General features: G+C 52.2%; 21 protein-coding genes, 1 rRNA gene and 1 pseudogene. 18 read left to right on the forward strand and 5 right to left on the reverse strand.

The window, feature by feature from the left end; translation table 11 throughout:
- Nucleotides 1–176: 176 nt before the first annotated feature.
- A 5S ribosomal RNA gene (gene rrf / locus G7Y44_RS01270) occupies nt 177–292 on the forward strand.
- A 161-nt stretch (nt 293–453) separates the two neighbouring features.
- Here rrf and G7Y44_RS01275 read toward each other — a convergent pair.
- Together G7Y44_RS01275 and G7Y44_RS01280 are read right to left on the reverse strand one after the other, a co-directional pair.
- The gene (locus tag G7Y44_RS01275) at nt 454–1,245 is read right to left on the reverse strand and encodes a class I SAM-dependent methyltransferase (protein WP_165246930.1); all 792 of its coding nucleotides are present in this window, start codon (nt 1,243–1,245) and stop codon (nt 454–456) included.
- A 17-nt stretch (nt 1,246–1,262) separates the two neighbouring features.
- Nucleotides 1,263–1,868 carry a TIGR00730 family Rossman fold protein gene (locus G7Y44_RS01280; protein ID WP_165246932.1) on the reverse strand — a complete coding sequence of 202 codons (606 nt, stop codon included), beginning with the start codon at nt 1,866–1,868 and terminating at the stop codon, nt 1,263–1,265.
- A 353-nt stretch (nt 1,869–2,221) separates the two neighbouring features.
- On the opposite strand from G7Y44_RS01280, the gene G7Y44_RS01285 reads away from it, so the two are divergent.
- The 5 genes from G7Y44_RS01285 (at nt 2,222) to G7Y44_RS01305 (ending at nt 8,268) form a co-directional block, all read left to right on the forward strand.
- Nucleotides 2,222–3,085: a TIGR02452 family protein gene (locus tag G7Y44_RS01285; RefSeq protein WP_165246934.1), complete on the forward strand. Its 864-nt coding sequence runs from the start codon at nt 2,222–2,224 to the stop codon at nt 3,083–3,085.
- Between the two features lie 21 nt (nt 3,086–3,106).
- A complete protein-coding gene (locus G7Y44_RS01290; protein WP_165246936.1) occupies nt 3,107–3,844 on the forward strand; it encodes a methyltransferase domain-containing protein in 738 nt (245 codons plus the stop codon).
- A gap of 3 nt (nt 3,845–3,847) precedes the next feature.
- Nucleotides 3,848–4,882: an ion transporter gene (locus G7Y44_RS01295; RefSeq protein ID WP_165246938.1), complete on the forward strand. Its 1,035-nt coding sequence runs from the start codon at nt 3,848–3,850 to the stop codon at nt 4,880–4,882.
- A complete protein-coding gene (locus G7Y44_RS01300; RefSeq protein WP_165246940.1) occupies nt 4,876–6,198 on the forward strand; it encodes a chloride channel protein in 1,323 nt (440 codons plus the stop codon). Before G7Y44_RS01295 ends, G7Y44_RS01300 begins: the two co-directional genes overlap by 7 nt.
- 291 nt (nt 6,199–6,489) lie before the next feature.
- Nucleotides 6,490–8,268, forward strand: a complete 1,779-nt coding sequence (locus G7Y44_RS01305; protein WP_165246942.1) for an AAA family ATPase — start codon at nt 6,490–6,492, stop codon at nt 8,266–8,268.
- A gap of 119 nt (nt 8,269–8,387) precedes the next feature.
- Here G7Y44_RS01305 and G7Y44_RS01310 read toward each other — a convergent pair whose 3' ends face one another.
- Both G7Y44_RS01310 and G7Y44_RS10520 read right to left on the reverse strand, forming a co-directional pair.
- Complete coding sequence (locus G7Y44_RS01310; protein WP_165246944.1) at nt 8,388–10,046, reverse strand: hypothetical protein; 1,659 nt, start codon at nt 10,044–10,046, stop codon at nt 8,388–8,390.
- A gap of 105 nt (nt 10,047–10,151) precedes the next feature.
- A pseudogene (locus tag G7Y44_RS10520) lies at nt 10,152–10,481 on the reverse strand (type II toxin-antitoxin system YafQ family toxin); the annotation flags it as partial.
- Between the two features lie 202 nt (nt 10,482–10,683).
- On the opposite strand from G7Y44_RS10520, the gene G7Y44_RS01320 reads away from it, so the two are divergent.
- From G7Y44_RS01320 to G7Y44_RS10470, 7 genes are all read left to right on the forward strand, one after another.
- Nucleotides 10,684–11,253, forward strand: coding sequence for a helix-turn-helix domain-containing protein (locus tag G7Y44_RS01320; protein WP_165246946.1), 570 nt, complete (start codon nt 10,684–10,686; stop codon nt 11,251–11,253).
- Nucleotides 11,253–12,056 (forward strand): zeta toxin family protein, encoded by an 804-nt coding sequence (locus tag G7Y44_RS01325; protein WP_165246948.1) that lies wholly within the window; start codon nt 11,253–11,255, stop codon nt 12,054–12,056. The genes G7Y44_RS01320 and G7Y44_RS01325 overlap by 1 nt, the downstream gene beginning before the upstream one ends.
- Before the next feature lie 342 nt (nt 12,057–12,398).
- Complete coding sequence (locus G7Y44_RS01330) at nt 12,399–12,923, forward strand: Fic family protein (RefSeq protein WP_165246950.1); 525 nt, start codon at nt 12,399–12,401, stop codon at nt 12,921–12,923.
- Nucleotides 12,924–13,066: 143 nt separating this feature from the next.
- The gene (locus G7Y44_RS01335) at nt 13,067–13,333 is read left to right on the forward strand and encodes a hypothetical protein (protein WP_165246952.1); all 267 of its coding nucleotides are present in this window, start codon (nt 13,067–13,069) and stop codon (nt 13,331–13,333) included.
- A 117-nt stretch (nt 13,334–13,450) separates the two neighbouring features.
- Nucleotides 13,451–13,948 carry a MarR family winged helix-turn-helix transcriptional regulator gene (locus G7Y44_RS01340; RefSeq protein ID WP_165246954.1) on the forward strand — a complete coding sequence of 166 codons (498 nt, stop codon included), beginning with the start codon at nt 13,451–13,453 and terminating at the stop codon, nt 13,946–13,948.
- Entirely contained in the window at nt 13,926–14,318 is a 393-nt protein-coding gene (locus G7Y44_RS01345; protein WP_165246956.1) for a flavodoxin domain-containing protein, read from the forward strand. The genes G7Y44_RS01340 and G7Y44_RS01345 overlap by 23 nt, the downstream gene beginning before the upstream one ends.
- 22 nt (nt 14,319–14,340) lie before the next feature.
- Nucleotides 14,341–14,472 (forward strand): hypothetical protein, encoded by a 132-nt coding sequence (locus tag G7Y44_RS10470; protein WP_256367710.1) that lies wholly within the window; start codon nt 14,341–14,343, stop codon nt 14,470–14,472.
- A gap of 70 nt (nt 14,473–14,542) precedes the next feature.
- Here the strand turns inward: G7Y44_RS10470 and G7Y44_RS01350 are convergent, their stop codons facing one another.
- Complete coding sequence (locus G7Y44_RS01350; RefSeq protein WP_206214375.1) at nt 14,543–15,649, reverse strand: ATP-binding protein; 1,107 nt, start codon at nt 15,647–15,649, stop codon at nt 14,543–14,545.
- Between the two features lie 197 nt (nt 15,650–15,846).
- Between G7Y44_RS01350 and G7Y44_RS01355 the strand changes: the two genes are divergently transcribed.
- From G7Y44_RS01355 to G7Y44_RS01375, 5 genes are read left to right on the forward strand one after another with little or no spacing between them, the layout of a single operon-like run.
- Nucleotides 15,847–16,050, forward strand: a complete 204-nt coding sequence (locus G7Y44_RS01355) for a hypothetical protein (RefSeq protein ID WP_165046121.1) — start codon at nt 15,847–15,849, stop codon at nt 16,048–16,050.
- A gap of 15 nt (nt 16,051–16,065) precedes the next feature.
- Nucleotides 16,066–17,823: a type I restriction-modification system subunit M gene (locus tag G7Y44_RS01360; protein WP_165246958.1), complete on the forward strand. Its 1,758-nt coding sequence runs from the start codon at nt 16,066–16,068 to the stop codon at nt 17,821–17,823.
- A gap of 1 nt (nt 17,824) precedes the next feature.
- Complete coding sequence (locus G7Y44_RS01365) at nt 17,825–18,949, forward strand: PDDEXK nuclease domain-containing protein (protein WP_165246960.1); 1,125 nt, start codon at nt 17,825–17,827, stop codon at nt 18,947–18,949.
- Nucleotides 18,950–18,951: 2 nt separating this feature from the next.
- Nucleotides 18,952–20,253: a restriction endonuclease subunit S gene (locus tag G7Y44_RS01370; RefSeq protein ID WP_165246962.1), complete on the forward strand. Its 1,302-nt coding sequence runs from the start codon at nt 18,952–18,954 to the stop codon at nt 20,251–20,253.
- Nucleotides 20,250–23,339 carry a type I restriction endonuclease subunit R gene (locus G7Y44_RS01375; RefSeq protein WP_165246964.1) on the forward strand — a complete coding sequence of 1,030 codons (3,090 nt, stop codon included), beginning with the start codon at nt 20,250–20,252 and terminating at the stop codon, nt 23,337–23,339. Before G7Y44_RS01370 ends, G7Y44_RS01375 begins: the two co-directional genes overlap by 4 nt.
- Nucleotides 23,340–23,429: the final 90 nt, after the last annotated feature.

Genomic DNA, 23,429 nt, shown 5'->3' on the forward strand with positions numbered 1-23,429 from the left:
TTTTTCTCTACTCTCGCATAAGCAGTGTTGAGTCTAAAGCGATTCGTCTTTGTTAGCTATAATCAGTTGATTACTGTGCGCTATGCAACCGCCAGGGTAGCGAAAGAAGTGCTACTCACGAGGTGTCGTATAGACGCGACGCGTTGGGGCAGATCACCAAACGGTGTGCCCCCCGCGAGCGTGGCCATGGAGGCGGGGACACACCCGATACCGTTCCGAACTCGGTAGTTAAGCCCGCCATCGCCGAAAGTACTGCGGGGCAAGCCCGTGGGAGGATAGGGTGCCGCGCTCGCGGGGGGCACCTGTGTGTTTTAGTGCCACATGTGTGTTTGGCCCCTTTATCCCACAACAACAAACAAGGCCCCGTATCGTGCGGGGCCTTTTGCTTGCTTGGACGTGCGTGGCGGATCACATGTGTGCTAGGCTACCCGGAAGGGTTAATTGCCTGGTGGCTTACCTGACAACGATGCAGTCGTAGCGGATAGTTTTCCCTTCAAGAGAATAGCTGGGTTTCACACCCGCTAGATATGGCCCCTTGATAGGGCGCTTAATCACTATCTTGTGCGGCCTGGCGCCGATGGCAGCGCGCAAGAGGCCACTCTCGTCTTCACAGGGATGTTCGAGTTGTTGAATGAGCTTGAGTTTCTTCTTCGTTTGTGCGCTTTTCCGTTTGGTGGGAAACATTGGATCGAGCAGAATCACGTCAACTGTGTCTTCTTGTTGACTGAGAGCTTCTATACTGTCGCCTTTTGTGAGAGTCATTCGTGCAACGATGTTGGCGAGTTCGTCTATCTTCTCGGCACGCCGCAAGGCGTCGTGTAACAGCGCAGCTATTATGGGATCGCGTTCGAAAAGATGCACCGTGAAGCCTGCAGCGGCAAGTAGCAGCGCGTCTTCTCCAAGACCTGCCGTTGCATCGATGGCGGTTGGAGTTTCGTTTGTATGCCTGGTTTTCGCTGCTTTTACCAGCAGTTCACGATGGAGGTTTTGCTGCTTGATGCGGGGAATCATGCGGGTGAAGTCGCCGCGTACCCGCAAGGAACCGCTTATAAGCGTAAGACCTTCGGCGTCGAAAATAAGCGATGGCGTGCTGGTTTGATTATTTTGCTCGCCTCTATTCGCGATGCGTACATGAAGCTGTTGGGCAAGCGTGATAAGAGCGCTTTCGTCAGCGTTTACATCACGGTAAATGGTTATGCGCGTGTGGTCACTTGTCTCATTGATGTTTTCATCATCGGCGCTCATGCAGCACGTTTCCTTATCTAGCTGGCGATGCTTACAACAGGGGTGTGGAGCTCTGTTGCAGAAGCGATGTTTGGAGCTGGATTGAGTCGCGCGTGTTCGATAAGGGCAGCGAGCTGCTCAAGGTTTTTGGGGAAATGGATGCGGTCGAGGTCGATCTGATCGAGGAATCCCTGTTCGTGCATTTCGCAAAGGAGCATCTGCAAGGGGTTGTAGAAGCCGTTGATGTTGAGGAAGTAGCATTCAGAAGGGTTCATACCGAGTCGTATGCGCGATGTAATTTCCGATATTTCCTCTAAGGTTCCCACGCCGCCGGGAAGGGCGACGAACGCATCGCCGAGCTCGATCATCTTCTCTTTTCGCTCACTCATGGTTTGGACCACATATAGCTCGGTTAGGTCGTGCTGCGCTACTCCGGCATCAATGAAGAATTGCGGTTCCACTCCGTAAACCTGGCCTCCCGCATCGATTGTGGCCTGTGAGACGGCCCCCATCAGCCCAATCGAGCTTCCTCCATACACGAGTGCATGGCCAGCGTTCGCTATCCAGGTTCCGAGATCATGGGCGGCCTGTATGAAGAGAGGGTCCTTTCCTGGGTTTGAACCGCAGTATACGGTTATGTTCATTGTTGTCTCCTTCGGTGTGACCCTTTGATGCGGCGGTGCTTCTGTATAACTCTATGGCATTGGATCAGGCCCATTATACGCGAGTCTTGTGACAGCTTTCGTGAAAGCGGAAGACGCAAGCGAGAGGAGAGCTGGGGGCTGGAGTTTGGGACGGGTGTGGCGCAGGATGCAGGCGGCGCAGCGCGCGGGTTGCGCAGGCTCGGGTGACGCATTGCTTGGGTAGGGCGCGGGTGAGTGTGTCCCTTGCTGGTGCGTAGCGCCGGTAAGGCGAGATTTGGGTCGTTGTGCCCGCTCGTTCCGCTATTATGGTGTGCGGTTCTAAAATGCGTGAACGATGATTGTCGGGAGGCGTTATGGCGGATAGGGACGAGCGGAAGGCTCAAGCGGCCAAGCACAGCGCGTTGATGAGAGGTGCGTTTGCAAGCGATACGGAAGCGACGGTTTCCGCAGCGGTGATCTACGAAGATGGCGAAGGCCGTGAACTCGCGGTGCCGGAGGCTGATAATGACGCCACTGAGGTTGTGGTGACGACAAGCTTCGTTGTCGATGCGGTTTACCGCGAAGGGAAGGGGAAGACGGTTGTTGTTGATCCGGCGGCGTTCACCCGACCTGGCGGCGCGTACGAGGACGGTGCGTTCGGCCCCGAGCAAGTGTTGTGCTCGCAGAGTAATTTGTATCAGGTTCTGTGCGGCATCAAGTCTTTGTATCATGATGCGAATCGCAGCTATCGGTGCGGGCAGCTGTTCACGGATCGTGCTGCATACTTGCCGAATGTGGCGTTCTCTCTTGGTGGCGAGGTTCGCAATGTCGATGTGATTGCGATCGCCGAGCCGCTGCGTGCTCGTGCTATCGAGAATCATCGATCGGAGCAGGAGTGTGATCAGGCTATCGCAAACCGTGTGGAGGCTTTGCTTCGCATAGCCGTTGCAAATAACTGCGAAACCTTAGTGTGTGGCGCGTTCGGTTGCGGGCGTCTTGGGTATGAAGCGTCGCGCGTTGTTGAGTTGTTCCGCGCGTGGATGGAACAGCATCCTGGCGCGATCGCCCATGTAGTATTCGCAGTTCCGCGTGTTCACTTTGATGCCTTTAACGATGTTTTCGGTTCGCATGAGGTCGAAGAAGACAAGTCTGCCGCAGTCGAGCGTACCGACGAAGAAGACGATGATGAGTTCGATGTGTCGACTATCGAGCTTCCCGAAGGGGTTACCTTGCGCTAGACGAAGCTGGAAGGGGAGGCTATGGCAGAGGAACTGAATCGGCAAAAACCAAGCGAGCAAGAGTTGAAAAGCTACTACGAAAGCTTGCCTGTGGAAGGCGGCTTTGCGAGTGCGTGTCGCATGGTGCTTCCCGCCGACGAGCTTCGTGGTAAGCGCGTACTAGATGTTGCGTGCCGGAAGGGGAAGGGCGTCTACAAGCTCAGTGAGCTCGTAGGGCCTGATGGCTGGGTGATTGGAGTCGATTGGGATTCGCATCGCCTCGACAGTGCGCGCGCGGGTGCGTCGGCCGCGCTTGAGCGCAGTGGGTACGTGAAGTCAAACATGGAGTTTCGCCAAGGCTTCCCGGAAGACCTTCGCTCGGCGGGTGTGATAGACGCTTCGGTTGACGTGGCGTACGTGAACAGCAGTGTCACGCTTTTCTTCGATCAGAGGCGCACCATCTTTGAACTCTTTCGCGCGCTTGTGCCTGGTGGATTGCTGGTGATGGAGACGGTGTTTGCGGTGGCTGGGGAAGGTGCCGTGTCTGATCGCGAGGCGATTGTGGCGTGTGCCCGCAGTCTTGGTAACAGTATTCAAGCTGCGCGCACGGCAGATGAGGTATTTCGTTGGTTGCGCGAGGCGAGTTTTAAGGTAATCGATGTGGTTGAATCGTACGAAGTTGATCCGGCGCGCGGTTGCACGCCAGATCATGCGGTGGCAACTGTCTCGAATGATGAGGCTGTACGCTACGAAGCGGTTGTTATTCACGCGAGGTGCTAAGTGATGGGTACTGCCTTCGAACAAAGCGCTTCTTTGAAGCAGCGCATGTACGTTGCGCTGAACGACTTGCCGCGCGCACACGGTTGGTTTCGGGTGTTCGGCGGTGCGCTGCTTATTCTGATAGCGGCTAATGCGCTATTGGTTGGGGTTCCTGAAGATGCGGGTTCGGGGTTAGAGCGCTCGTTTGTGCTCGCACTCAGCGTTGCGTCAACAGCTCTCTTTGGCGTGGAGTACGTTTTGCGCTTATGGACAGCTGATATAGCTTATCCGGAATACGGTGCTGTTCGCTCGCGTGTTCGTTATGCGCGTTCGCTTATGGGAATTATCGACCTGCTGTCGTTTCTGCCCATGCTTCTCGTGTGGGCTCATCCCGAACTGGCAGCGCTCAGCGATGCCGTTCGCGTTATTCGCTTGGTGAGACTGGTCAAGCTGACTCGCTACATGCTGGGCATGAAAACCATAGGGCGGGTAATTACGAAATGTTCTCGCGAACTGATTGCGGCGTTCATGGTGATGGGGCTTTTGTGGGTTGCATCGAGTGTTCTCATGTACGAGGCCGAGCATGCTGTGCAGCCCGAGCAGTTCGATAGTGTTTTTACCGGCTTGTACTGGGCGATGACAACTATGACAACCACGGGTTATGGTGACCTTGCGCCGATAACACCGCTGGGTCGTCTGATTGGCGTTGTGGTTATGGCGCTGTCCATTGGGGTAGTTGCCATTCCTGCGGGCATTTTCTCTGCGGGGTTCGTTGCGGAGTTTCGTACACGCGACGACCAGGAAGAACGCGAGGTGCGTGATGCGCTTGCCGACAGTTCAGCTTCTGCTATGCGTGATGAGTCTTCCGAAAACGTCAGTAAGGTTGGGGACGTCGGGATCGGCGAATGTGCTGGAGTGGCCAGTGGTGCTGAGCGCGCCGGGAACTCTGATGGTGCTGGCGAGCTTGATTCTAAACGGGATGTCAGCGCACACATGTTTGAGGGAAAGGCTGTGAAACAGTCTCATAATTCTACTTCTGAACAGGACTTTCAATGCTGAATCGTATCGCAAAGAGAACCATCTACATTCTTGTCACGATTATGCTCGGAGCGGTGGCTGGTGCCGTGTGCTGGGTGTTCTTCTTCCTGATGAACAACGGTATCGCTTTGGTTTGGGATACGTTGCCGAATGCTGTTTGTCCTGGGCAGGTGTGGTGGCCGTTGGCTGTGTGTTTGGTGGGCGGGCTTGTCGTCGGCCTTTTCCAAAAGCGTTTCCCGGGTCAACCTCGGGAAATGGATGAGGTTATGGCCGAGGTAAAGGCAACCGGTCGTTATGAGTACGGCAACATGGGCGTGGGGTTTGTGGGGGCGCTCATTCCGCTTCTATTTGGCGGTAGCCTTGGTCCGGAAGCGGGACTGACCGGCGTTATCGCAGGTCTTTGCACGTGGGTGGGCGACCGTCTGAAGTTCCTTGGCAAGGAGTTTCGCGAACTTTCGTCGGTAGGTATTGCTGCTGTGCTTACGGCAACGTTCGACGCGCCGCTGTTCGGTCTTGCTGTTCCTGTGTTCGGCAGTGCCGAAGGGCCTGTTGAAGACGAACCTGTGTTGGCGCCTAAGCCTCTTAAGATGGCGGTGTACCTGATTGCTATCGCTAGTGCCGTGGGCACAATGATGGGGCTTGGCTACCTGTTGGGAGGAATGGGCGGTCTGCCGCGTTTTTCGGGAATTAGTATGGGAGGCTTTGAGCTTGCGCTACTGGTGCCGTGCGCGCTTGCCGGCGCTTGCGTTGGGTGGTTGTATCATGCTGCCGGCGCTCTCGCTGGGCGCACGTCGAGTGCGATGGGGGATCGTCCTATTGTGAAGGCGCTGGTGGCTGGGCTGTTTTTGGGGTGTCTAGGCATGGTTTTGCCGTACACCATGTTCGCTGGCGAAATTCAGGCTGAGGAATTACAGACAACATGGACAACCATCGGTGCCGTTGCTCTGATTGCGACTGCGCTCCTGAAGCCGTTCACGCTGCAATTCTGCTTGAAGCTTGGCTGGCGCGGCGGGGCCTTCTTCCCGGTGATTTTCTGCGGCGTATCGCTTGGTTACGGTATTGCCTTGATTACGGGGGCAAACCCTGTGTTCTGCCTGTGTGCATGCACCGCTGGTGCACTCGGTATGATGATGCGCCAGCCGTTAATGGCGGTTTTGCTGCTGTTCATGTGCTTCCCTGTGAAAGGGGTGTTTGTGATGCTGATCGCTGCGGTGATCGGCTCGGCGATTCCTGTTCCAGCAGGTTGGGTTGCAAAAAAGGAGCGCAAAGCAAAGGGCCTCAAGGCAAAAGGATCCAAGACAAAGGCATCCGACACACCCGATATGCTTGAGGGGTAAGAGGAGCGGCAGCTCGTCAGGTGTGACTGATCTCGTTGTCCTCGTCTGTTACCTCGCAATCTCTTTCGCGGACAATTCTGCTTTTATCGGGATAAGAGATCGCTAAACTTGAAAGTAGCAGCGCAGTGCATAAAGAGAATGTTGCATTTTCTTAATTTTCCCTTATAGCTAGCTGGCCCATGGGTAGTTACGGCTTCGACCGTAGCACCATAAACAATGAAGCAGGTGGCTCTGTTCTTCGCTTGCCTTGGCGTATAATCAGCAAAGACTGGCAACTGAAAGGTGGTGCCCATGGCAAGCAGTGCGGGCGTGTACGAAAACGGTGTGTTTCGCAAGGGCCATGTGCGCATTTCTGACTTGGCAGGGTGTAAGCGTCTGCCTGTGGGTGTGAGCGTGTTTCCCATGGTAGCCGAGCATTCGGTTTTCATCGACAAAACCCTGCTCATTGCCGACGTGTTATCGCAGCCCGGTGCCATTACGCTGTTTTGCCGTCCGCGGCGGTTCGGCAAATCGCTCAATCTCAGCATGCTCCAGTCGTTTCTTGAGATTCCGTCGGTGAGCGATCCGTTTGCAATAGATACCGAGTCTCTGTTCCGCGGTCTTACCATTTGGGATGTCGAAGAAGGCCGCTACCAGCGTGATCACGCCGCTTATCCCGTGGTGAGGTTGTCTTTCAACAACGCAAAGGGACTCGATTGGCCAAGTGCGAAAGGTATGATTCGCGAGAGCGTAGTTGCTGAGTATGGAAGACACTACTACCTGCTCGATGACGGCTCCCTTAATCCGAGCGATCGGGAAGTGTTCACACGTATTGCAGAGAGAAGGGCCTCTGACGAGGAGTTTTCCTCATCGCTTCTCATTCTTACACGTTTGTTGTCGGCTTATCACGGTCGTGGTACCGTGGTTCTGATTGACGAGTACGATGCGCCGGTTATGGCTGGCTACACCCATGGTTACTACGACGAGGTGGTGTCGTTTCTTAAGGGGCTACTTACAGGCGCACTGAAGGATAATCCCGCATTGGCCTTTGGCGTGCTCACGGGGGTACAACGCATCTCGAAGGAATCTATCTTTTCTGATCTGAACAACCTTACCGTGAACACCTCGCTTTCGGTGGCGTCGGAAGAGCGCTACGGGTTCACGCAGGAAGAAATCGAGGCGCTCGCGGAGTATTTGGGAAGCGAAGGCGGTTTGAGCGAGGCGCGCCAATGGTATGACGGCTACCGCTTCGGCTCGGTGGATGTATACAACCCATGGAGTGTTCTCAACTACTTCAAAAGTGGATGCGTTGCCGATGTGTACTGGGGAAATACCTCGGGAAATGGTGTGCTTGGCGACATGATTCGCGATGGTAGCAACGAGACAATGTCTGACCTTTACCGTCTTCTGGAGCCCGGCGGCGTTGTTTTCGAGCCACTGGACACCTCAGTGGTGTTTCCTGATATCGGCATCAAACACGAAGCGCTTTGGAGCATGCTGTATCTTGCCGGCTACCTTACGACAGACGATACTGATTTCCCCAATAGTACCAATTGCGTGCGTGCTTTGCGCATACCGAACAGGGAAGTCGCGCAGCTTTATCGAAGCGAAGTTGTGGAGCGATTCTCACGAGTAGCAGGCGGACGTCGACGGTTGCGCAGCCTGCATTTCGCCTTTGCGAACGGGGATGCGGATACACTGACCTTTGAGCTGGAACGCATCCTGTCAGATAACTCCAGCTATCATGACCTTACGCGCGAGACGTCGTACCATATGCTCATGCTGGGGCTTCTCTTCGGTATGTCGGGGTATTGCGATCCGGTATCGAATCGCGAGGCGGGGCACGGACGCTTCGATGTGAGAGTTGTGCCCCTTAATGCCGATCGCGACCCGCTTATTACGCTGGAAATCAAGTGGGTTCGACCTGCTGATTCCAAATGCAGCGTGCTCGATACGTTGGCCGAAACGGCACTTTCCCAAATTGACGAGCATGCGTATGAGTCGGGAGTGGAAATCGGCTCAGCCGGCGTACTGAAGTGGGGTATCGCTTTTTCAGGCAAGCGCGTTGCCTGCGCATGTCGCACACATTAGAAAGCAGCAGAACCGCTTCCGATAACCCGTGAAGCACATTGCCAACATTCTCAACCCCTGCTGTTTCTGATATGAGAGAACGTAGCAGGTCAACTTAAAGCGGTGGAAAGCGCGTGGTTTTAGGCGTTGTTTTCATCCGTTTGGTCGTTTTGCGGCCTGTATTCATTTGTCTTTTCGTTCAGTTGCCGAAGCACTCTGTCCCTTTCTTTGTTTATGAGCCCAATGAGCTTTTCCCTATGAGTACTTCGATCGGTGTTTTTGTCGGTGTTCAGGAGGGTATCATTTACGGTGAAAGACTCGTTTTCGCTGTTCAGACACTCCCAGAGCTCAAGTTCTTTTTCGTTTGCTTCTGCCGAAGCGGGTTCCTTTGACGGAGCGTTGGGGTCGGTGGAGATCATCTTTGACAAATATTCATTATGGTTCTGATAGAGCTTATCAATGTACTGAGCGTACTTGTCTTCGAGTCCAGACTTGTCAACGGGATCTATAACAAGTTCTCTGAACTTGTCTAGTGCCTTTTGCTTGCCGAGGGGTTTGATGATCTTGGTAACTCTACCTCCGAAGCCGTCGTACCAATCGAGATAAGAGTCAAGATTGTTGATGCACTGATTATAGTATTCCTCGATCTGATCCTTCGGGTTTATTTCTTTGTCCTGAGTGATTCGGTCGAACTCTTCTCTGTAATCACTGCTTGTAGTTTGCCGTTCCTCATCCTGCTCCTTAAGCTTATCGATTTCTTTCATTCCGTCTGGGGTCATGCGCAAGGTACGTTTTTGTAGATCATCAATGATTGTATCAACGGCTGTATGTTCAGCTACTGCAGTAGCCTTTGAGATTTCGTATTCGAATCCTAAGAAGAGAAGCGCCAAAACAAGCCATATTCCGGCGATTACCAGAAAGTACCTTTTCATCGTCGGTTGGCTGTTGTTAGCATATTCTTGCTCGTCTACTGGAAGCAGTTGGAACACACTTTTCGCTTCTTGCCAGTTGAGAAGGCAAAAGCTAAAAATGTTCACTAAGCCTAGGAAGACGGATAAACATAGGACAAAGCGAACGACTATAGCGATTGCCAAGGATCCTACTGCAATTTGATTCAAGCCGTAGGTAACCAGAGTGTCGGTGAAAGACGAAAGCTTGTCGGCCTCGTTTAATAATGCGCATGAGGAAATATCAAACTCCCTAAGAGGGTTGCGCAGGGCTTCCTCGAGAGTTGCACTGTCGCCCCAAGGTGCTTGTACCGGCATGAACGCATAAATGATGGAGAGCACGATGACCGTTATGAAAAAACTCCATTTTATGGCGCTCGCCTTATAAAACTTCGGGGCAAGCTCTTTCTTTGCTGCACGTTGTGCAAACAAGAAAACTATGTAATAGAAAGGCACGGCAAGCCAAACGAGCAGCCATTCAAGATTGTCCCATTCGGGGGCTTCCAAAACAAAGAAGAAACCTGAGAAGAGAAAGAAGATAAAAAAGCCCAGGAGCCACACGAACCATTTTCTGTTAAAACTCGATAACTTGCCTTTCTCGTTGAATCGGAGCTGCCTGTGAAAACGATTAGTTACGACGTAGTACATTGCGCCTATTGTCGAAGGAAGTGCATAGGCTAAGAAGATGAAAGGGAATGAAAAAGATGGAAAATTGGGAGCAAACTTGCCGATAAGTGTCAGCGCAGCAACGGCAATGATTGCCTTGATGAAGTAGTCGCGTGCATCTTTGATAAAGGATTGCTCGACAACGATATTTTTCCCGATTGTTTCATTGTCACGTTCGCCGTTCAAGATCAGCCATCCTTCTCTTGTGTATCTGTATCAAAACAGGCGAGTTAAATTGCTAAGCGCATCCCCACCCTGTATCAAAACGCAGACATTTTCTCACATCTGTCTTCACGTGGCGATGACACTCGAGGGTCGTTTGAGTTGATGATGGGAACGTGACTGTGCGTCGCGTTTGTTGTGAAGTGCTATAAACAAGCCTCCCCATCCGAAGTCGAATGGGGAGGTGGGGTAGGCATATGACGTACAACAGGGACAACGGGGACGCACAAGCCAGTCACCTGCATTTGCAACATGACATTCACAGCGACCCTTCCATTTTCCCTGTAGGGTGTGCATGTTGTGGTGTCGCCGTAGTTCTCCAAGAGATTCCTCGAAATTTTCCGCTACAAGCTCTATCACGCTGTGCAGTTCAACCATGGGCAGGTGCTTCTTCTTGCACCGCTTGTAGTCTTATTTGAGCCGAGAACTGTACTCGACACTCAGCATACTATTCCTCAAGGGACGCGATCATGCTGGTAGCAGTCTTAAACCGCGCTGGCTTTTCGGCTGATAAACCACGAAATTCAATGGATCGTGTCAGAATTGTTAACTCAAATGATGGTAGTATTAGGACAATACTCCATCATTTGAGAGGTTTTCTATGACTGATGACATTACACCTCAGAGAATTAGGGATATAAGAAAGCGCTATGGTTTGTCTCAACAGGCATTTGCCCGCATTCTTGGTATTGGGCCTGCAAGCATTGCCCGCTACGAAAACGGCACCAAGCCGACCAAGGCCAACGCCAATCTTATTCGAGCAGCAGAAATACCCGCATTTATGGCCGGTTGCCTAGAGCGCGACGGAGAGGTGCTTAGCGCCAAGCAGCGTGCCAACATAGAGAAAGTCATTTACGCAGAAATAACCTTTAACAAGGAAGGCGACGTTATGGGTATAAACGACATCTACGAACTCACCCTTCAGCAAGAAGTACTGAACGAGAAGGCGGCTGCAATTCTCGGCGATATCATCAACGGCCAGCTTAAAGCGGAAAGCGAAGGAAATAAGGCCCTTGCTCTTGTATGGGAAGATATGCTCGTACAGCTGTCTCTTCTCAAACCAACCATCGCGTCAATAGAAAACCTGAACCACGATGATTTAACACGTATTAACGGCGAGCTTGATTGCCTGCAATCGCTATGTGCACGCACCTTGCGGAGAGCTGCGTAATGACGAAGGATTTGGCTTCATTCTCGGAAGACGAGCTTTCGCGACGGCTTGCAATTGAGATAAAAGCCGCTCTTCTGCCTGCACCTGTTGCACCAAGTGCTCATCCCCGTGCAATTCTGCTCGGCGGTCAGAGTGGTTCAGGGAAAACAATGCTGCATCAGATCTACCGGCAAGAATTCGTGCACAACGTGATTGTTATCAACGGAGACGAGTATCGCGCAGCACATCCGCGTTTTCGTGAACTACAGAGCTCCTTCGGTGATGCATCGGTTAACTATACCGCTTCCTGGGCAGGCCGCATGACAGAAGCTTTGGTTGAACATCTCTCGCGCTTGAGATATAACCTCATCATTGAGGGAACGCTGCGAACAGCCGAGATTCCTATGAGGTCGGCTAAGCTGCTGCGTGAACGAGGTTATGAGGTGTCGTTAGCCCTTATGGCAGTGAAGCCGGAAATATCGCTTATCAGCTGTCAGCTGCGTTATGAGGAAATGCGTCTGGCGGGAACCATGCCCCGCGCCACCGATCCAGCTCATCATAACAAGACAGTCGATCAACTTGCGAACAATCTCCGCATCCTGGAGCGAAGTGGCCTGTTCGAGGAAATCTATCTCTACACCCGCAAGCAGGAGTGCATCTTCCCGCGCGAAGGTCTTACGGGCACCGCAAGTGAAACACTCGAACAAGTGCTGTTCGGCCCCTGGAATCCTGATGAACGAAGCCACTACGAGTATCTGAAGGCGAAACGAAAACATCTGCAAGAGCGTAAGAGCAACGGGGGATACAAGCATAACGATCCGTAGAAAACTACGGCCCAAAAGAGCAGCAAGCGAGATTACAGCAACAACCAGCGCAAGAGTCGAGTACCAGCTTACCGCCGTGTGCTCAAGAGTATCCTCATTAACTTCCGACAAGCCGGTATACAAGCAGCCGAACGTTGTAAAGCATAAACCTCATGCATTATCAGCGTCCCTCGCTGTCCGCTCCTGTTATCCTCGCCGTACGTTATATGCTTTCCTCTGCCTTCCCATTCGATTTCGGATGGGAAGGTTTGCTTATCGTAGCTCACAACAAACGCAACACAGAGCATCCGGACACCCAGGTTCACCCATACACGAGCACACGAACAGCACAAGACTTGATTGATGGGGTACAATCAGCGGCATGGACAAGAAAGAAGCTTCGACTACACTGTTCTCTCACAACGTGATGTTGTTGCCCATCTTGCTCGATTCATTTCGAATGTGTGGCAAGTGCATCCCTTCGGTGAGGGCAACACGCGAACAACGGCAGTATTTGCCATTAAGTACCTGCGAACCCTCGGTTTCGATGCGGACAACGACCTCTTCGCTGCTCATTCCTGGTTTTTTCGAAATGCTCTCGTGCGTGCAAATTATGCTGACATCCAAGCGGGCATTCGAGAGGACGCTTCATTCTTGGAGACATTCTTCCGCAACTTGCTTTTGGGAGAGAACAACGAGTTAAAGAATCGGTATCTGCATTTGAAGGCTAACGGGCTTTCTTCGCAAGTTGAGACTATAAGGGCTCCTTGGGAGTTTGTGTGGGTGAATAAACGACCCCGTTGTTCGTTGTCCCCATGTCAAATTCTTAAGGAGCTCTTTTCATCGGGTTACTCTTTTGCCGCGCGCGACTTCAGTCAAGCTCGCTAAAACAAATCAAAACCGCTAAAAGAAATCAAGGACGCTAAAACAAATCAAGAAAACCTCACCTTCTGGATCTTTTTTCACGAAATGCGCGATTGAGCAAAGTTAGCCGTGGCTTCGGGAACTTTTTTTACGAAATGTACGGTTTGATGGAGTCGGTAAAGCTCGCCGAATCTTCAGGAAAAACAGCGTTCACCTCTGAACAGGGAAAACGTAAAGGCATTTTTAAGAAGGTGAGTGCGGCGCTCGTTTCCGACTCGGTTTTGCCCGTTTTTCCGCTTCAAACCGCGCATTTCGTGAAAAAACTTCCCGAAGCCACGGCTAACTTTGCTCAATCGCGCATTTCGCGCATTTTTTGCCAACTTCATCTGCGTGCAGCTGAGCACGCGACCTGTCCTTGGCTGACCTGTGAGTAGTGTCCATTTCTTTTCGAGCTTGCGTATGCGCTCGTTTCTTCGTTGTTCTTAAAGGTAATATCTTGTATAGTGCCATTATAGGTAATATCTTCCATATTATAAGAAGCGGAGAAACGGATGGATAGAGACACCAGCTTTGTAGGAATCAGTTCAGAACAGATAGGGGAGAACTACTTTTTGATCGGTTTGATCAGTCGCTTCAACAACAGTTTTCAGGCAACGGCAGATGCCTTGTTTGAAGAGCTAAGCTGGAAGCAGGTCTTTTCCATGAACTGTGTTGCTCTGTTTCCAGAAGCGCCCACCATTAAAGATATGGCCAATCTTTTAGGCTGCTCGCATCAAAATGCGAAGCAGGTTTTGTCAAAACTGGAGTCAACCGGATATCTGCAATTCCAGCAGGACACAACAGACAAGCGTAAGCAAAGATTGGTTCTAACCGAGAAAGCCATGCTCTTCAGAAATCAGTATGAATTGGCAAGCGAGCAGGCAATGCAGAAGCTTTTTGCAACTATTCCCGACGATGCGATTAGTACAACGGTTCAAACGTTTATGCAGCTCATTAGAAACATTGAGAAGATAAAGGGGGAAGAACATGAAGACAATCGTAGTCTATAGCTCCAATACTGGGTTTACCGAGCAGTATGCATTCGAGCTGTCCGAGCGTTTGGACTGTTCTTGTGTCTCGCTAAAAAAGCTCGACGAGACTGAGCTTCGCGCATATGAACGAGTTGTTTTCGGTGGTTGGGTTATGGGCGGCATGATCATGGGGCTGGATAAGCTGCGCGGTGCCGCAACGCCTGCCGCCGTATTCGCCGTTGGTTGTACCCCTCCTTTTGAAGAAGTTATCGCGGACATTCGAAAACAGAACAACCTGGCAGAAATCCCGTTCTATTATCTGGAGGGCGGCTTCCGCTTTGACAAGCTTGGGTTGCCCCCAAAGAATGATATTGAAAGCGGTGAAGAAATCCACGGCCAAAAAGAATGACCGCACCCGCCAAGGTGATTTCATGGTTGAAATGCTGGGAACATCGTTTGATCATTCCGATAAGGCGCAGCTTGAGCCTTTGGTGGAATATGTAGAAGCATCCTGGTGTCGGGCCACTGAAGAACACGGGTTCATTCCGCACGAATATCGATAAGGGTCCTGGCGGTTTCTTTCTGATTGCCGCTTCACGGCAAGAAATACAAGAGAAGAAGTAAGATTGTGGCCTAACTAATGGGATCTAGCTTCTCTAACAGGTATTCGCGGAAGCCGGGCAATTCAAAGACGAGGTAAGAACGGCCTCGTTCTCCGATGACGCCCTGCTCGATGAGACGTCGCTTGTAGGTGCTCGTATAGTTGCTTGGCGCGCAAAGTCGCTTGGCGATATCTGCTAGGCGACTATCGCTTTTATCGGCCAGCATGGCTTGCAAGAACGCGAGGTCTTTTTCGGAGAGGTCATAGTATGTAGCTTCAAGTACGCGCTCGGAGAAGTTCTTCTTGGCAAGGCTGATTCCTGCATCCACATCGTCTGACGATACTATGGGAAGATCGGGGTGTTGTGCCCAACTTTGAAACCCGACCAGCTGCATGAGGTAAGGGAATCCGTCACTTGCCTCAACAGCTTTCTCGAGAGCCTCGGCTTCGATATGTCGCCCTCCCTCTTCGATGGTGAGGCGAATACCCTCGGCGATATCGTCATCGGGGATATTCCCCAGGCGATGGCGATTGGAACGGCGAAGAAACGAAACGGACTCGTTGCGAAGAAGTGAAGACACTTTTCCTGGCAATCCCGCCAGAATAAGGGCTACAGCACGTTCCTCGCCCACAAAGTGCTGATACACGGTGGCAAGCTGCACCATTTCATCGAGGTCGGGGCGCACTTCATCCACGGTAATGAGAAGCCCGATGTTCTGGGAGGCCAGCGCATCCAGCAGATGAGTCATGCGCGTACGCCAGTTCCCAAGTTGGGGAACTCCCGTTTCCCATTCGATGCCGAGAAGCTGCCCGATGGTGAGACCTTTGATACGCAGGGGCTCTGAGGTGTCGATGAATTCGGCGGCGGCATCGCGTGTGCGCTCGATGATGTCCTCCAGCATACCGGGGATAGCGGCTACATTCACAGAAATCCACCCATGAGCAGAGGCGATACGAGATAGGTAGAGAAGTAGCGCAGTCTTGCCGGTACCGCGAGGACCAGTGAAGATGGTTGACAGATTTGGATCGCCCGGGCCATTTTCGAAAGCGCGTTCCATTTCATTGATGATGTTGAGACGTCCAGCCATTAGCAGCGGAACGCGACCGAAGGTGGGCGTGAAGGGGTTTGCGAGAGCCACTTTTCCTCCTCTTTTGCAATTTTAGGTAATTTTTGCATCTTTCGGCTTTTTTTGCAAGATTTGCAACCAACCATCCATGAGTCGTATCCGTACGTAACTGTGCCCGGTGGTCTTTGTCGTGCATGAAGGCCTGCATTCCTCTATAATGAGCCTTGCGTTTATATTGCATTCGTCTGTTGAAAGAGAAGAGGCTGGCGATGGGGTACGTGGATCTTATTAAGGCGGGCGCGGACGATACCGACATGAAGAAGTACCTGAGCGAAGGCGATCAGGTGGCGATAACCATTCGCATTCCTAGGAATCTTCGAGATGCAAGCAAGGAAGCGGCAGCGCTGCGAGGGATTAGCTTTAGTGCGCTCATTCGGCAGGGCATGATCCAACAGCTCGTTGAAAAGGAATAACGAAGGACGAAACGCATGAACCATTCAGCCATATCCAGTTTCATATGGGGAACCGCCGACCTTTTGCGCTCAAGCTTCAAGCAGCATGAATACGGCGACATCATCCTGCCGTTTACGGTGCTCAGACGTCTCGATGTTGTGCTGGCTCCCACCAAGCAAGTAGTTCTTGCTGAAGCTGCCAAGCCTCTCCCAGATTTCATGGCGGCAATGGGGGAAGACGACCGTCGTGCGTATCGCGACCGGCAGCTCAAGATAGCGTCGGGTCTCGATTTTTACAACACGTCGAATTTCACTATGGAAAGCCTGCTCGACGAAGAAGCCGACATCAAGGAAAACATCACCACCTACATTGCCGCATTCAGCCCTGAGATCGTAGACATTTTGGAGAACTTCAAGATATACGACGTCATCAAAGACCTCGATCAGGCGAACCTGTTGTACCTGGTGACGAAGCGGTTTTGCGACCCCAGGGTTGACCTGAGCCCTGAATCGGTAACCAACGCCGACATGGGCGACATCTACGAGGAACTCATCCGCAAGTTCAGCGAGGTCAGTAACGAAACTGCCGGCGAGCACTTCAGTCCGCGCGACGGCCTTGCCCTTGCGGCCGACCTGCTGATCGCAGGCGCAAAAGACGACCTAACCGTCCCGAACCGCATCGTAAAGGTATGCGACCCGTGCGCCGGCACGGGCGGGGCGATTGCCGTATTCGAGGATCGCATGCGCGCGCTCAACCCTCGCGCGGAAATTATTGGCTACGGGCAGGAAATCAACCCGCAGTCTTATGCCATTTGCAAGTCTGACACCATTTTGAAGGGCGGCAAGTCGGACAACATCCACTTTGGAGACACGCTGGCAAACGACACCATGGTAGACGAGCTTTTCGGCTACCAGATTTCCAACCCACCTTACGGAGTTGAGTGGAAGAAGTCGCGGGAAGAAGTGAAGGATGAACACGAGAAGAAGGGCTTCGCGGGCCGCTTCGGCGCGGGCCTTCCGCGCATATCCGACGGGCAGCTACTGTTCGTTCAACATATGGTGTCGAAAATGCGTCTGCCTGAAGATGGCGGCGGGCGCATTGCGGTATTTCTGAACGGAAGCCCGTTGTTCACGGGAGCGGCGGGAAGTGGCGAGAGCGAAATACGCCGTTTCCTGCTGGAGCGCGACTTGGTGGAAGCCATCGTCGCCATGCCGAACGACTTCTTCTTCAACACCGGCATTGCCACCTACATTTGGGTTATTACGAACGCGAAGGCCAGTGAGCGCAAGGGGAAGGTGCAGCTCATCAACGCGAACGGCATCTTCTCGAAGATGCGCAAAAGCTTAGGCAGCAAGCGCAAGCAGTTCACCGATGAGCAAATTGAACACATTGTGGGGCTTTACAACGCCTTCGAGGAAGCCGATCCGAAGCTATCCAAGGTGTTTACTAACGACGACTTCGGGTACACAACCGTTACGGTGGAGCGGCCCCTGCGTGATGACGACGGCGCAATCGTGATCGACAAGAAGGGTAAGCCGAAGCCCGACAGCAGCTTGCGCGACAACGAGAATATCCCTCTTGGCCAGGACATTCAGCAATACTTCGAACGCGAGGTGCTGCCCTACGCGCCCGATGCCTGGATGGATCGCAAGAAGGACAAGGTGGGCTACGAGATTCCCTTCACACGCTACTTCTACGAGTACACGCCGCTGCGTCCCAGCCAAGAAATCCTTGGCGAAATTCGCGAGCTGGAAGCAAGCATTGCTGAGCAGCTGCAGAAAGCGGGGTTCTAACATGAGTGTCGATTGGGAAAATCTGCCTTCGCCAGACGAGCTAGCCAAAAGCAAGCAAGCTCTTGCCGAAGTCGATGAGGTTGAGAAGCAAACGCTTTCGCAGATTCGGGAGGTACTCGAACAAGCACGAATGAACGTCGGGCGTGCCGTCAACTTCGAAATGGTGAGCGCCTATTGGGAGATAGGCAGGCAAATCAACGATGCTATCGGAGAGCGCGCGGACTACGGGAAGCAGTTGCTGAAATATCTCTCCAAGCAGCTTACCGAAGAGTTTGGGAAGGGCTTTACGCTTGCCAATCTGCGTAACATGCGTCAGTTCTATCAAGTTTTTCCAATTCGCTACACACTGCGTAGCGAATTGAGTTGGTCGCACTACCGACTTTTGATGCGCGTGTCAAATGAAGAACGCCGCTTGTGGTACATGAACGAAGCAGCCGAATCTGGCTGGAGCGTTAGGCAGCTGGAACGCCAGATCAACACCTCCTTTTACGACCGACTGCGCCTGACCCAAGGCGAGGATAACAAGAAAGAGGTCGCAGCCGAAATACAGAAAACGCAACCTGTCACCAAAGCCGATTCTTTCGTGCGTGACCCCTACATTCTGGAGTTTTTGGGAATACCGCGGGGAGCAAAGTTCTCTGAATCGCAGCTGGAAGGTGCCTTGGTGGACAAGCTTCAGCAATTCTTGCTGGAACTAGGGCGCGGCTTCTGCTTCGTGGGCAGGCAGATGCGCATCACCGACGACAAAGATGAATACTACGTTGACCTCGTGTTCTACAACTACCTGACGCGCTGCTTCGTGCTCATTGACTTAAAGACCAAGAAGCTCACGCACCAGGACGTGGGTCAGATGGATTTTTACGTGCGCCTCTTCGAAGACAAGTACAAGCCCGCCGACGACAACCCGCCCATCGGGATAATCCTGTGCACGGAAAAGAGCGAGGCGACGGCCAAATACTCGGTGCTTGCCGACAAGGAGAACCTGTTCGCCTCTACCTACATGACCTATTTGCCGACCGAGGAAGAGCTTGCCGCCTTGCTCAGGGAAGGCCGCGAAGAGGTCGAAGAAGAGCAATGGCGCAAACGCGAAGCCGCTGGCGAGCTCCCCAACGGTGAGGGCGAATAGCCATGGAGCGGTACGAAAGCTATAAGGACTCCGGCGTTGATTGGATCGGAGAAATTCCAGATCATTGGGAAGTTGCAAGATTGAAAAACCATCTTGTTGATAGAAAAGAGAAGAACAATCCTATCAAGACTGATTTTGTCTTATCGTTGACTAATGTCGATGGGGTGATACCGTACTCCGAAAAAGGGGATAAAGGAAACAAAGCAAAGGAAGATATATCAGGCTATATGATTGCCTACCCTGGCGATATAGTTCTTAATAGCATGAACGTTGTAATAGGATCGGTCGGTTTATCCTCGTATTATGGAGCAGTTAGTCCAGTTTATTACATGCTTCACACTCGCTACAATGAAGACGTTCGATATTTCAATTACTTATTCCAGACATCAACGCTACAGAATGAACTCAAGGGATTAGGCAATGGTATTCTTGAGATTAGAATGCGTATTCCTATGTCAAAACTAAATAATGTGATATTACCCATTCCCCCCAAGATCGAAATGCGTATTATCTCAGATTATCTCGACGAGAAAACATCCGAAATCGATTCGCTGATCGAGAAGACCGAGAGGTCCATCGAGCTGCTTGAAGAATACCGCAAGTCGGTGATTTCCGAAGCGGTCACCAAGGGGCTGGATCCCGATGCCCCCATGAAAGACTCCGGCATCGAATGGATCGGCGAAATCCCTGCGCATTGGACCGCACAGGGTTTTACCAGGCCAATCGAATCAATCACCGATTATAGAGGAAGGACGCCAAAAAAAGCTGACTCGGGAAGGTTCCTCATAACTGGACGCAATATCAAAAATGGACGTATTGACTATGATGCGTCCAGGGAGTACATACCCGAAAGTGAATACAACAGAGCAATGCAGCGAGGAAGACTCATAAAGAGGGCGGTGCTTTTTACGATGGAGGCCCCGTTGGGCCAAGCCGCAGTAGTAGACGACGACAGCTGTGCTGCCGCCCAGAGAATCATTATGCTCGTTCCTGATGTAAAAAGACTAAACGGAAGCTATCTCGTCTATTGGATTATGTCCAATCAGTTCCAAAGCAATCTATTAACATTTGCAACGGGCTCTACGGCTTCAGGAATAAAAGCGTCCAAACTCAATCAGCTCAAAGTAATTTTGCCTCCGCTGCCCGAACAGAATAGGATCGCATCGTTCCTGGACACCAAGACCTTAGAGATAGACGCCCTTGTCACTAGTCAGCGTAAGCAAATTGATTTGTTGCGAGAGTATCGCAAGTCTCTCATATCCGAAGCCGTTACTGGCAAGTTCAAAGTCCCAGGAGTCGCATGATGGCACGTGTCGACACATTTTTCGAAGCAACACCTCTTCCCAAGGACGTGGCGGACAACCTGCGCGAAGGCGATGTATTTATAGACGGCGACAACCTCTATGAGTACAAGCCGTTCGGTAAAACGTCCGATCATGCCTTCGAAAACGACGTTGAGCGCTTCCTCGAAAACGCAGGATGGCGAACTTTCCGCGAAGAGCGCGAGGCTGGCAACCAGCTGGCGGGGCAGCACGACTACGATCGTAAACTGGCACTCAAAACGCATTCGCTCATAAGTTTCATAAAGGAAACGCAGCCTGATGAATGGGCGAAGATCGAAAAGTTGTACGGCGCGAAAACAGAAGCGCGCTTCCTTGCCCGCGTAAACGATGTGCTGGAGCCGCACCAGGACCAAGACGGCCTCATCCGCAAATTGCGCGATGGCTTCAGCATGGCCCCAGGTGCGTCTTTTCGGCTGTGCTACTTCAAACCTGCAACCGATCGTAACCCAGATCTTGTGTGTAAATACCTCGCCAATCGCTTCGAAGTTGTGCGCCAGCTGCGTTACGGCACCATGCACTCGAATAGGCTTGACTCTATCGACGTAGTGCTGTTTTTAAACGGCATTCCTGTAGTAACCATGGAACTAAAGAATAACCTGACCGGGCAGCGCACCGCAAATGCAGCCAAGCAGTACGCAATTGACCGCGACCCGAAAGAGCTCATCTTTAAACCAAACCGGCGCTCCATTGTGCATTTTGCGCTTGATTCTGAAGCAGCGGAGATGACCACGTGGCTTGCAGGAAAGAAGACCGTCTTTCTTCCTTTTAACAGGGGAAATGGCAAAAATGGCGGCGGCAATCCGCCAAACCCGAAGGGGTACCGTACTGAATACTTGTATCGCGACGTTTTGGCGCCCGATTCGCTTCTTGATATTCTGCAGCGGTTCGTGCGCATTGTGTACAACCCCGAAACGAAGTACATGACCAAGGTTATCTTTCCGCGTTATCACCAGCTAGACGCCGTGCGTAAGCTGACTGCCGACGCGCGCGAAAACGGATCGGGGAAAAACTACCTAGTGCAGCACTCGGCAGGGTCGGGAAAATCGAACTCTATCGCATGGCTTGCGCATCACTTGTCTACGCTGCACAATGCCGAAAACCAGCCGGTGTTTGACACCGTTGTGGTGCTTACCGACCGCAGAAACCTCGATTCGCAGCTTTCCGCCGATGTTGAGGCAATCGATCACAAGCGCGGTGTGGTGGTGCGCGTAACTGAGGCAGATGGCTCGGCCGGGCTTCGCGAGGCGCTCAATTCAGGCGCAAAAATAATCACGTCCACCATCCAGAAATTCCCTTACATTTGCAACGAGACGAAGGTTGCCGGGCGCACATTCGCTGTGATTATCGACGAGGCTCATTCGTCTCAAACCGGCAAGGCGCATGCCAAAATGAAAGTTGCGCTTACTGAGCCTGACTTTCCCGACCCGAACGACCTCGATGCGCAAGACGAGCTTTTGGTTGAGCTGAACGCGCAGGGCACGTTGCCCAACCTTTCGATATTCGCCTTTACCGCTACGCCCAAGGCGGCAACACTTGAAGTGTTTGGCGTGAAGGACGAAAACGGCGAAAACCCAAAACCCTTCCACTTGTATTCGATGAAGCAGGCAATACAAGAAGGGTTTATCCTGGATGTGCTGGATAACTACACGGTTTACGACACGTACTTCAAGCTGGCGAAAACCATTCAAGACGACCCTCGCTACAAGGAGTCGAAGGCGAATCGTGCGCTCATGAAGTTGGTAACGGGCGATCCGCTTGTTCTTCAGAGGCGTGCGGCCATTATTGTCGAGCACTTTGCGGAAAACGTGGCGGGCGACCTTGGGCGGCGCGCGAAGGCGATGGTGGTTTGCAGCTCGCGTCCGGCGGCGCTTCGCTACTGGCGCGCCATTAACGCGTACATGAAAGACAATGGCTTTGCGTTTGGGGCGCTGGTGGCGTTTTCTGGAACCGTTGCCGATGGCGATGAGGAATGGACCGAGACTAAGTGCAACGGGTTTTCCGATTCGCAGACAGCCGAGCGGTTCGACACCGACGACTATCAGATACTCGTGTGTGCTAACAAGTTTCAAACGGGCTTTGATCAGCCGAAACTTGAGGCCATGTATGTGGACAAGGCGCTTACCGGTGTTGCTGCCGTGCAAACTCTCTCGCGTCTGAACCGGTGCTATCCCAAAAAGCGCACTTATGTGCTCGATTTCGCGAACGACTGGGAAACCATACAGTCGTCCTTCTCTGATTACTACGAAGCCACCGAGCTCGACAACGTTACCGATCTAAACGTCGTGTACGACATTAGGCAGAAGCTCGACGGTTATCATGTTTACGATGAGGCCGAAATAGACCGTGTAAGCGACATTTGGTTTACTGAAGGCAACCACGATGTTGCGTTGCGCCAGATAGAAGGCGTGCTTTCTGCGCCGGTGGATCGCTGGAAGGCGCTTGAAGACGACGATAAGCGCCTGTTTAAGGCCTACCTGAAGAAGTTTCTGAAAGGGTATTCCTTCATCACGCAGATGATCGCGTTATCTGACGAGGACATGCACCGTTTCTTCGTGTTCGGCGGGCATCTTATGAAGAAGCTCTACCTTGACACAGGCGGATCGGTTGATTTGCGCGACAAGGTTGAAATGGAGTATCTGCGCATCGAGAATAAGGGCACGAAGTCCATCGAGCTTGAAGCCACAACGCTGCACAACTCAAACGCCACCCCGTCGGTTCACGATGAAGAGAAGGAATACCTTTCCAAGCTCGTAGATCAAATGAACGAACGTTTCGGCACCAACTGGCAGGATGCCGACAAGATCATTCGCGCTTGCGCTGATAAGATTATGGAGGACAGCTCTTTTGTGGCCAAAGCGCGCAGCAATGCTATGAGCGACCTTGCGGCGGTGTTTACCACAGCCATGACCGATGCACTGTTTGCCCTGCTTGCAGAGGGAGGCGAGATGGCCGAGGCATTTAGCCGCGATCCGAACGGATATCGCACGTTCCTGAACGAAAACCTTCTGCCGTTCGTATACCGAAAGTGCAACGAAAATCAAGCGTAAGCTAGAACGAACGGGAACGGCGAGGTGCTTCCCTACATTTCCTCGATGAGGCATTCGTGGGTTTTCGTCTGGGGATAGTGGCCATGAAGT

This window comes from Adlercreutzia sp. ZJ141 (assembly GCF_011038965.1).
Taxonomy (GTDB): Bacteria; Actinomycetota; Coriobacteriia; order Coriobacteriales; family Eggerthellaceae; genus ZJ141.

Coding starts and splice junctions, on each gene's coding strand:
- G7Y44_RS01275 (WP_165246930.1), bottom strand. CDS start 1,245: ATGAGCGCCGATGATGAAAACATCAATGAGACAAGTGACCACACGCGC.
- G7Y44_RS01280 (WP_165246932.1), bottom strand. CDS start 1,868: ATGAACATAACCGTATACTGCGGTTCAAACCCAGGAAAGGACCCTCTC.
- G7Y44_RS01285 (WP_165246934.1), top strand. CDS start 2,222: ATGGCGGATAGGGACGAGCGGAAGGCTCAAGCGGCCAAGCACAGCGCG.
- G7Y44_RS01290 (WP_165246936.1), top strand. CDS start 3,107: ATGGCAGAGGAACTGAATCGGCAAAAACCAAGCGAGCAAGAGTTGAAA.
- G7Y44_RS01295 (WP_165246938.1), top strand. CDS start 3,848: ATGGGTACTGCCTTCGAACAAAGCGCTTCTTTGAAGCAGCGCATGTAC.
- G7Y44_RS01300 (WP_165246940.1), top strand. CDS start 4,876: ATGCTGAATCGTATCGCAAAGAGAACCATCTACATTCTTGTCACGATT.
- G7Y44_RS01305 (WP_165246942.1), top strand. CDS start 6,490: ATGGCAAGCAGTGCGGGCGTGTACGAAAACGGTGTGTTTCGCAAGGGC.
- G7Y44_RS01320 (WP_165246946.1), top strand. CDS start 10,684: ATGACTGATGACATTACACCTCAGAGAATTAGGGATATAAGAAAGCGC.
- G7Y44_RS01325 (WP_165246948.1), top strand. CDS start 11,253: ATGACGAAGGATTTGGCTTCATTCTCGGAAGACGAGCTTTCGCGACGG.
- G7Y44_RS01330 (WP_165246950.1), top strand. CDS start 12,399: ATGGGGTACAATCAGCGGCATGGACAAGAAAGAAGCTTCGACTACACT.
- G7Y44_RS01335 (WP_165246952.1), top strand. CDS start 13,067: ATGGAGTCGGTAAAGCTCGCCGAATCTTCAGGAAAAACAGCGTTCACC.
- G7Y44_RS01340 (WP_165246954.1), top strand. CDS start 13,451: ATGGATAGAGACACCAGCTTTGTAGGAATCAGTTCAGAACAGATAGGG.
- G7Y44_RS01345 (WP_165246956.1), top strand. CDS start 13,926: ATGAAGACAATCGTAGTCTATAGCTCCAATACTGGGTTTACCGAGCAG.
- G7Y44_RS10470 (WP_256367710.1), top strand. CDS start 14,341: ATGGTTGAAATGCTGGGAACATCGTTTGATCATTCCGATAAGGCGCAG.
- G7Y44_RS01355 (WP_165046121.1), top strand. CDS start 15,847: ATGGGGTACGTGGATCTTATTAAGGCGGGCGCGGACGATACCGACATG.
- G7Y44_RS01360 (WP_165246958.1), top strand. CDS start 16,066: ATGAACCATTCAGCCATATCCAGTTTCATATGGGGAACCGCCGACCTT.
- G7Y44_RS01365 (WP_165246960.1), top strand. CDS start 17,825: ATGAGTGTCGATTGGGAAAATCTGCCTTCGCCAGACGAGCTAGCCAAA.
- G7Y44_RS01370 (WP_165246962.1), top strand. CDS start 18,952: ATGGAGCGGTACGAAAGCTATAAGGACTCCGGCGTTGATTGGATCGGA.
- G7Y44_RS01375 (WP_165246964.1), top strand. CDS start 20,250: ATGATGGCACGTGTCGACACATTTTTCGAAGCAACACCTCTTCCCAAG.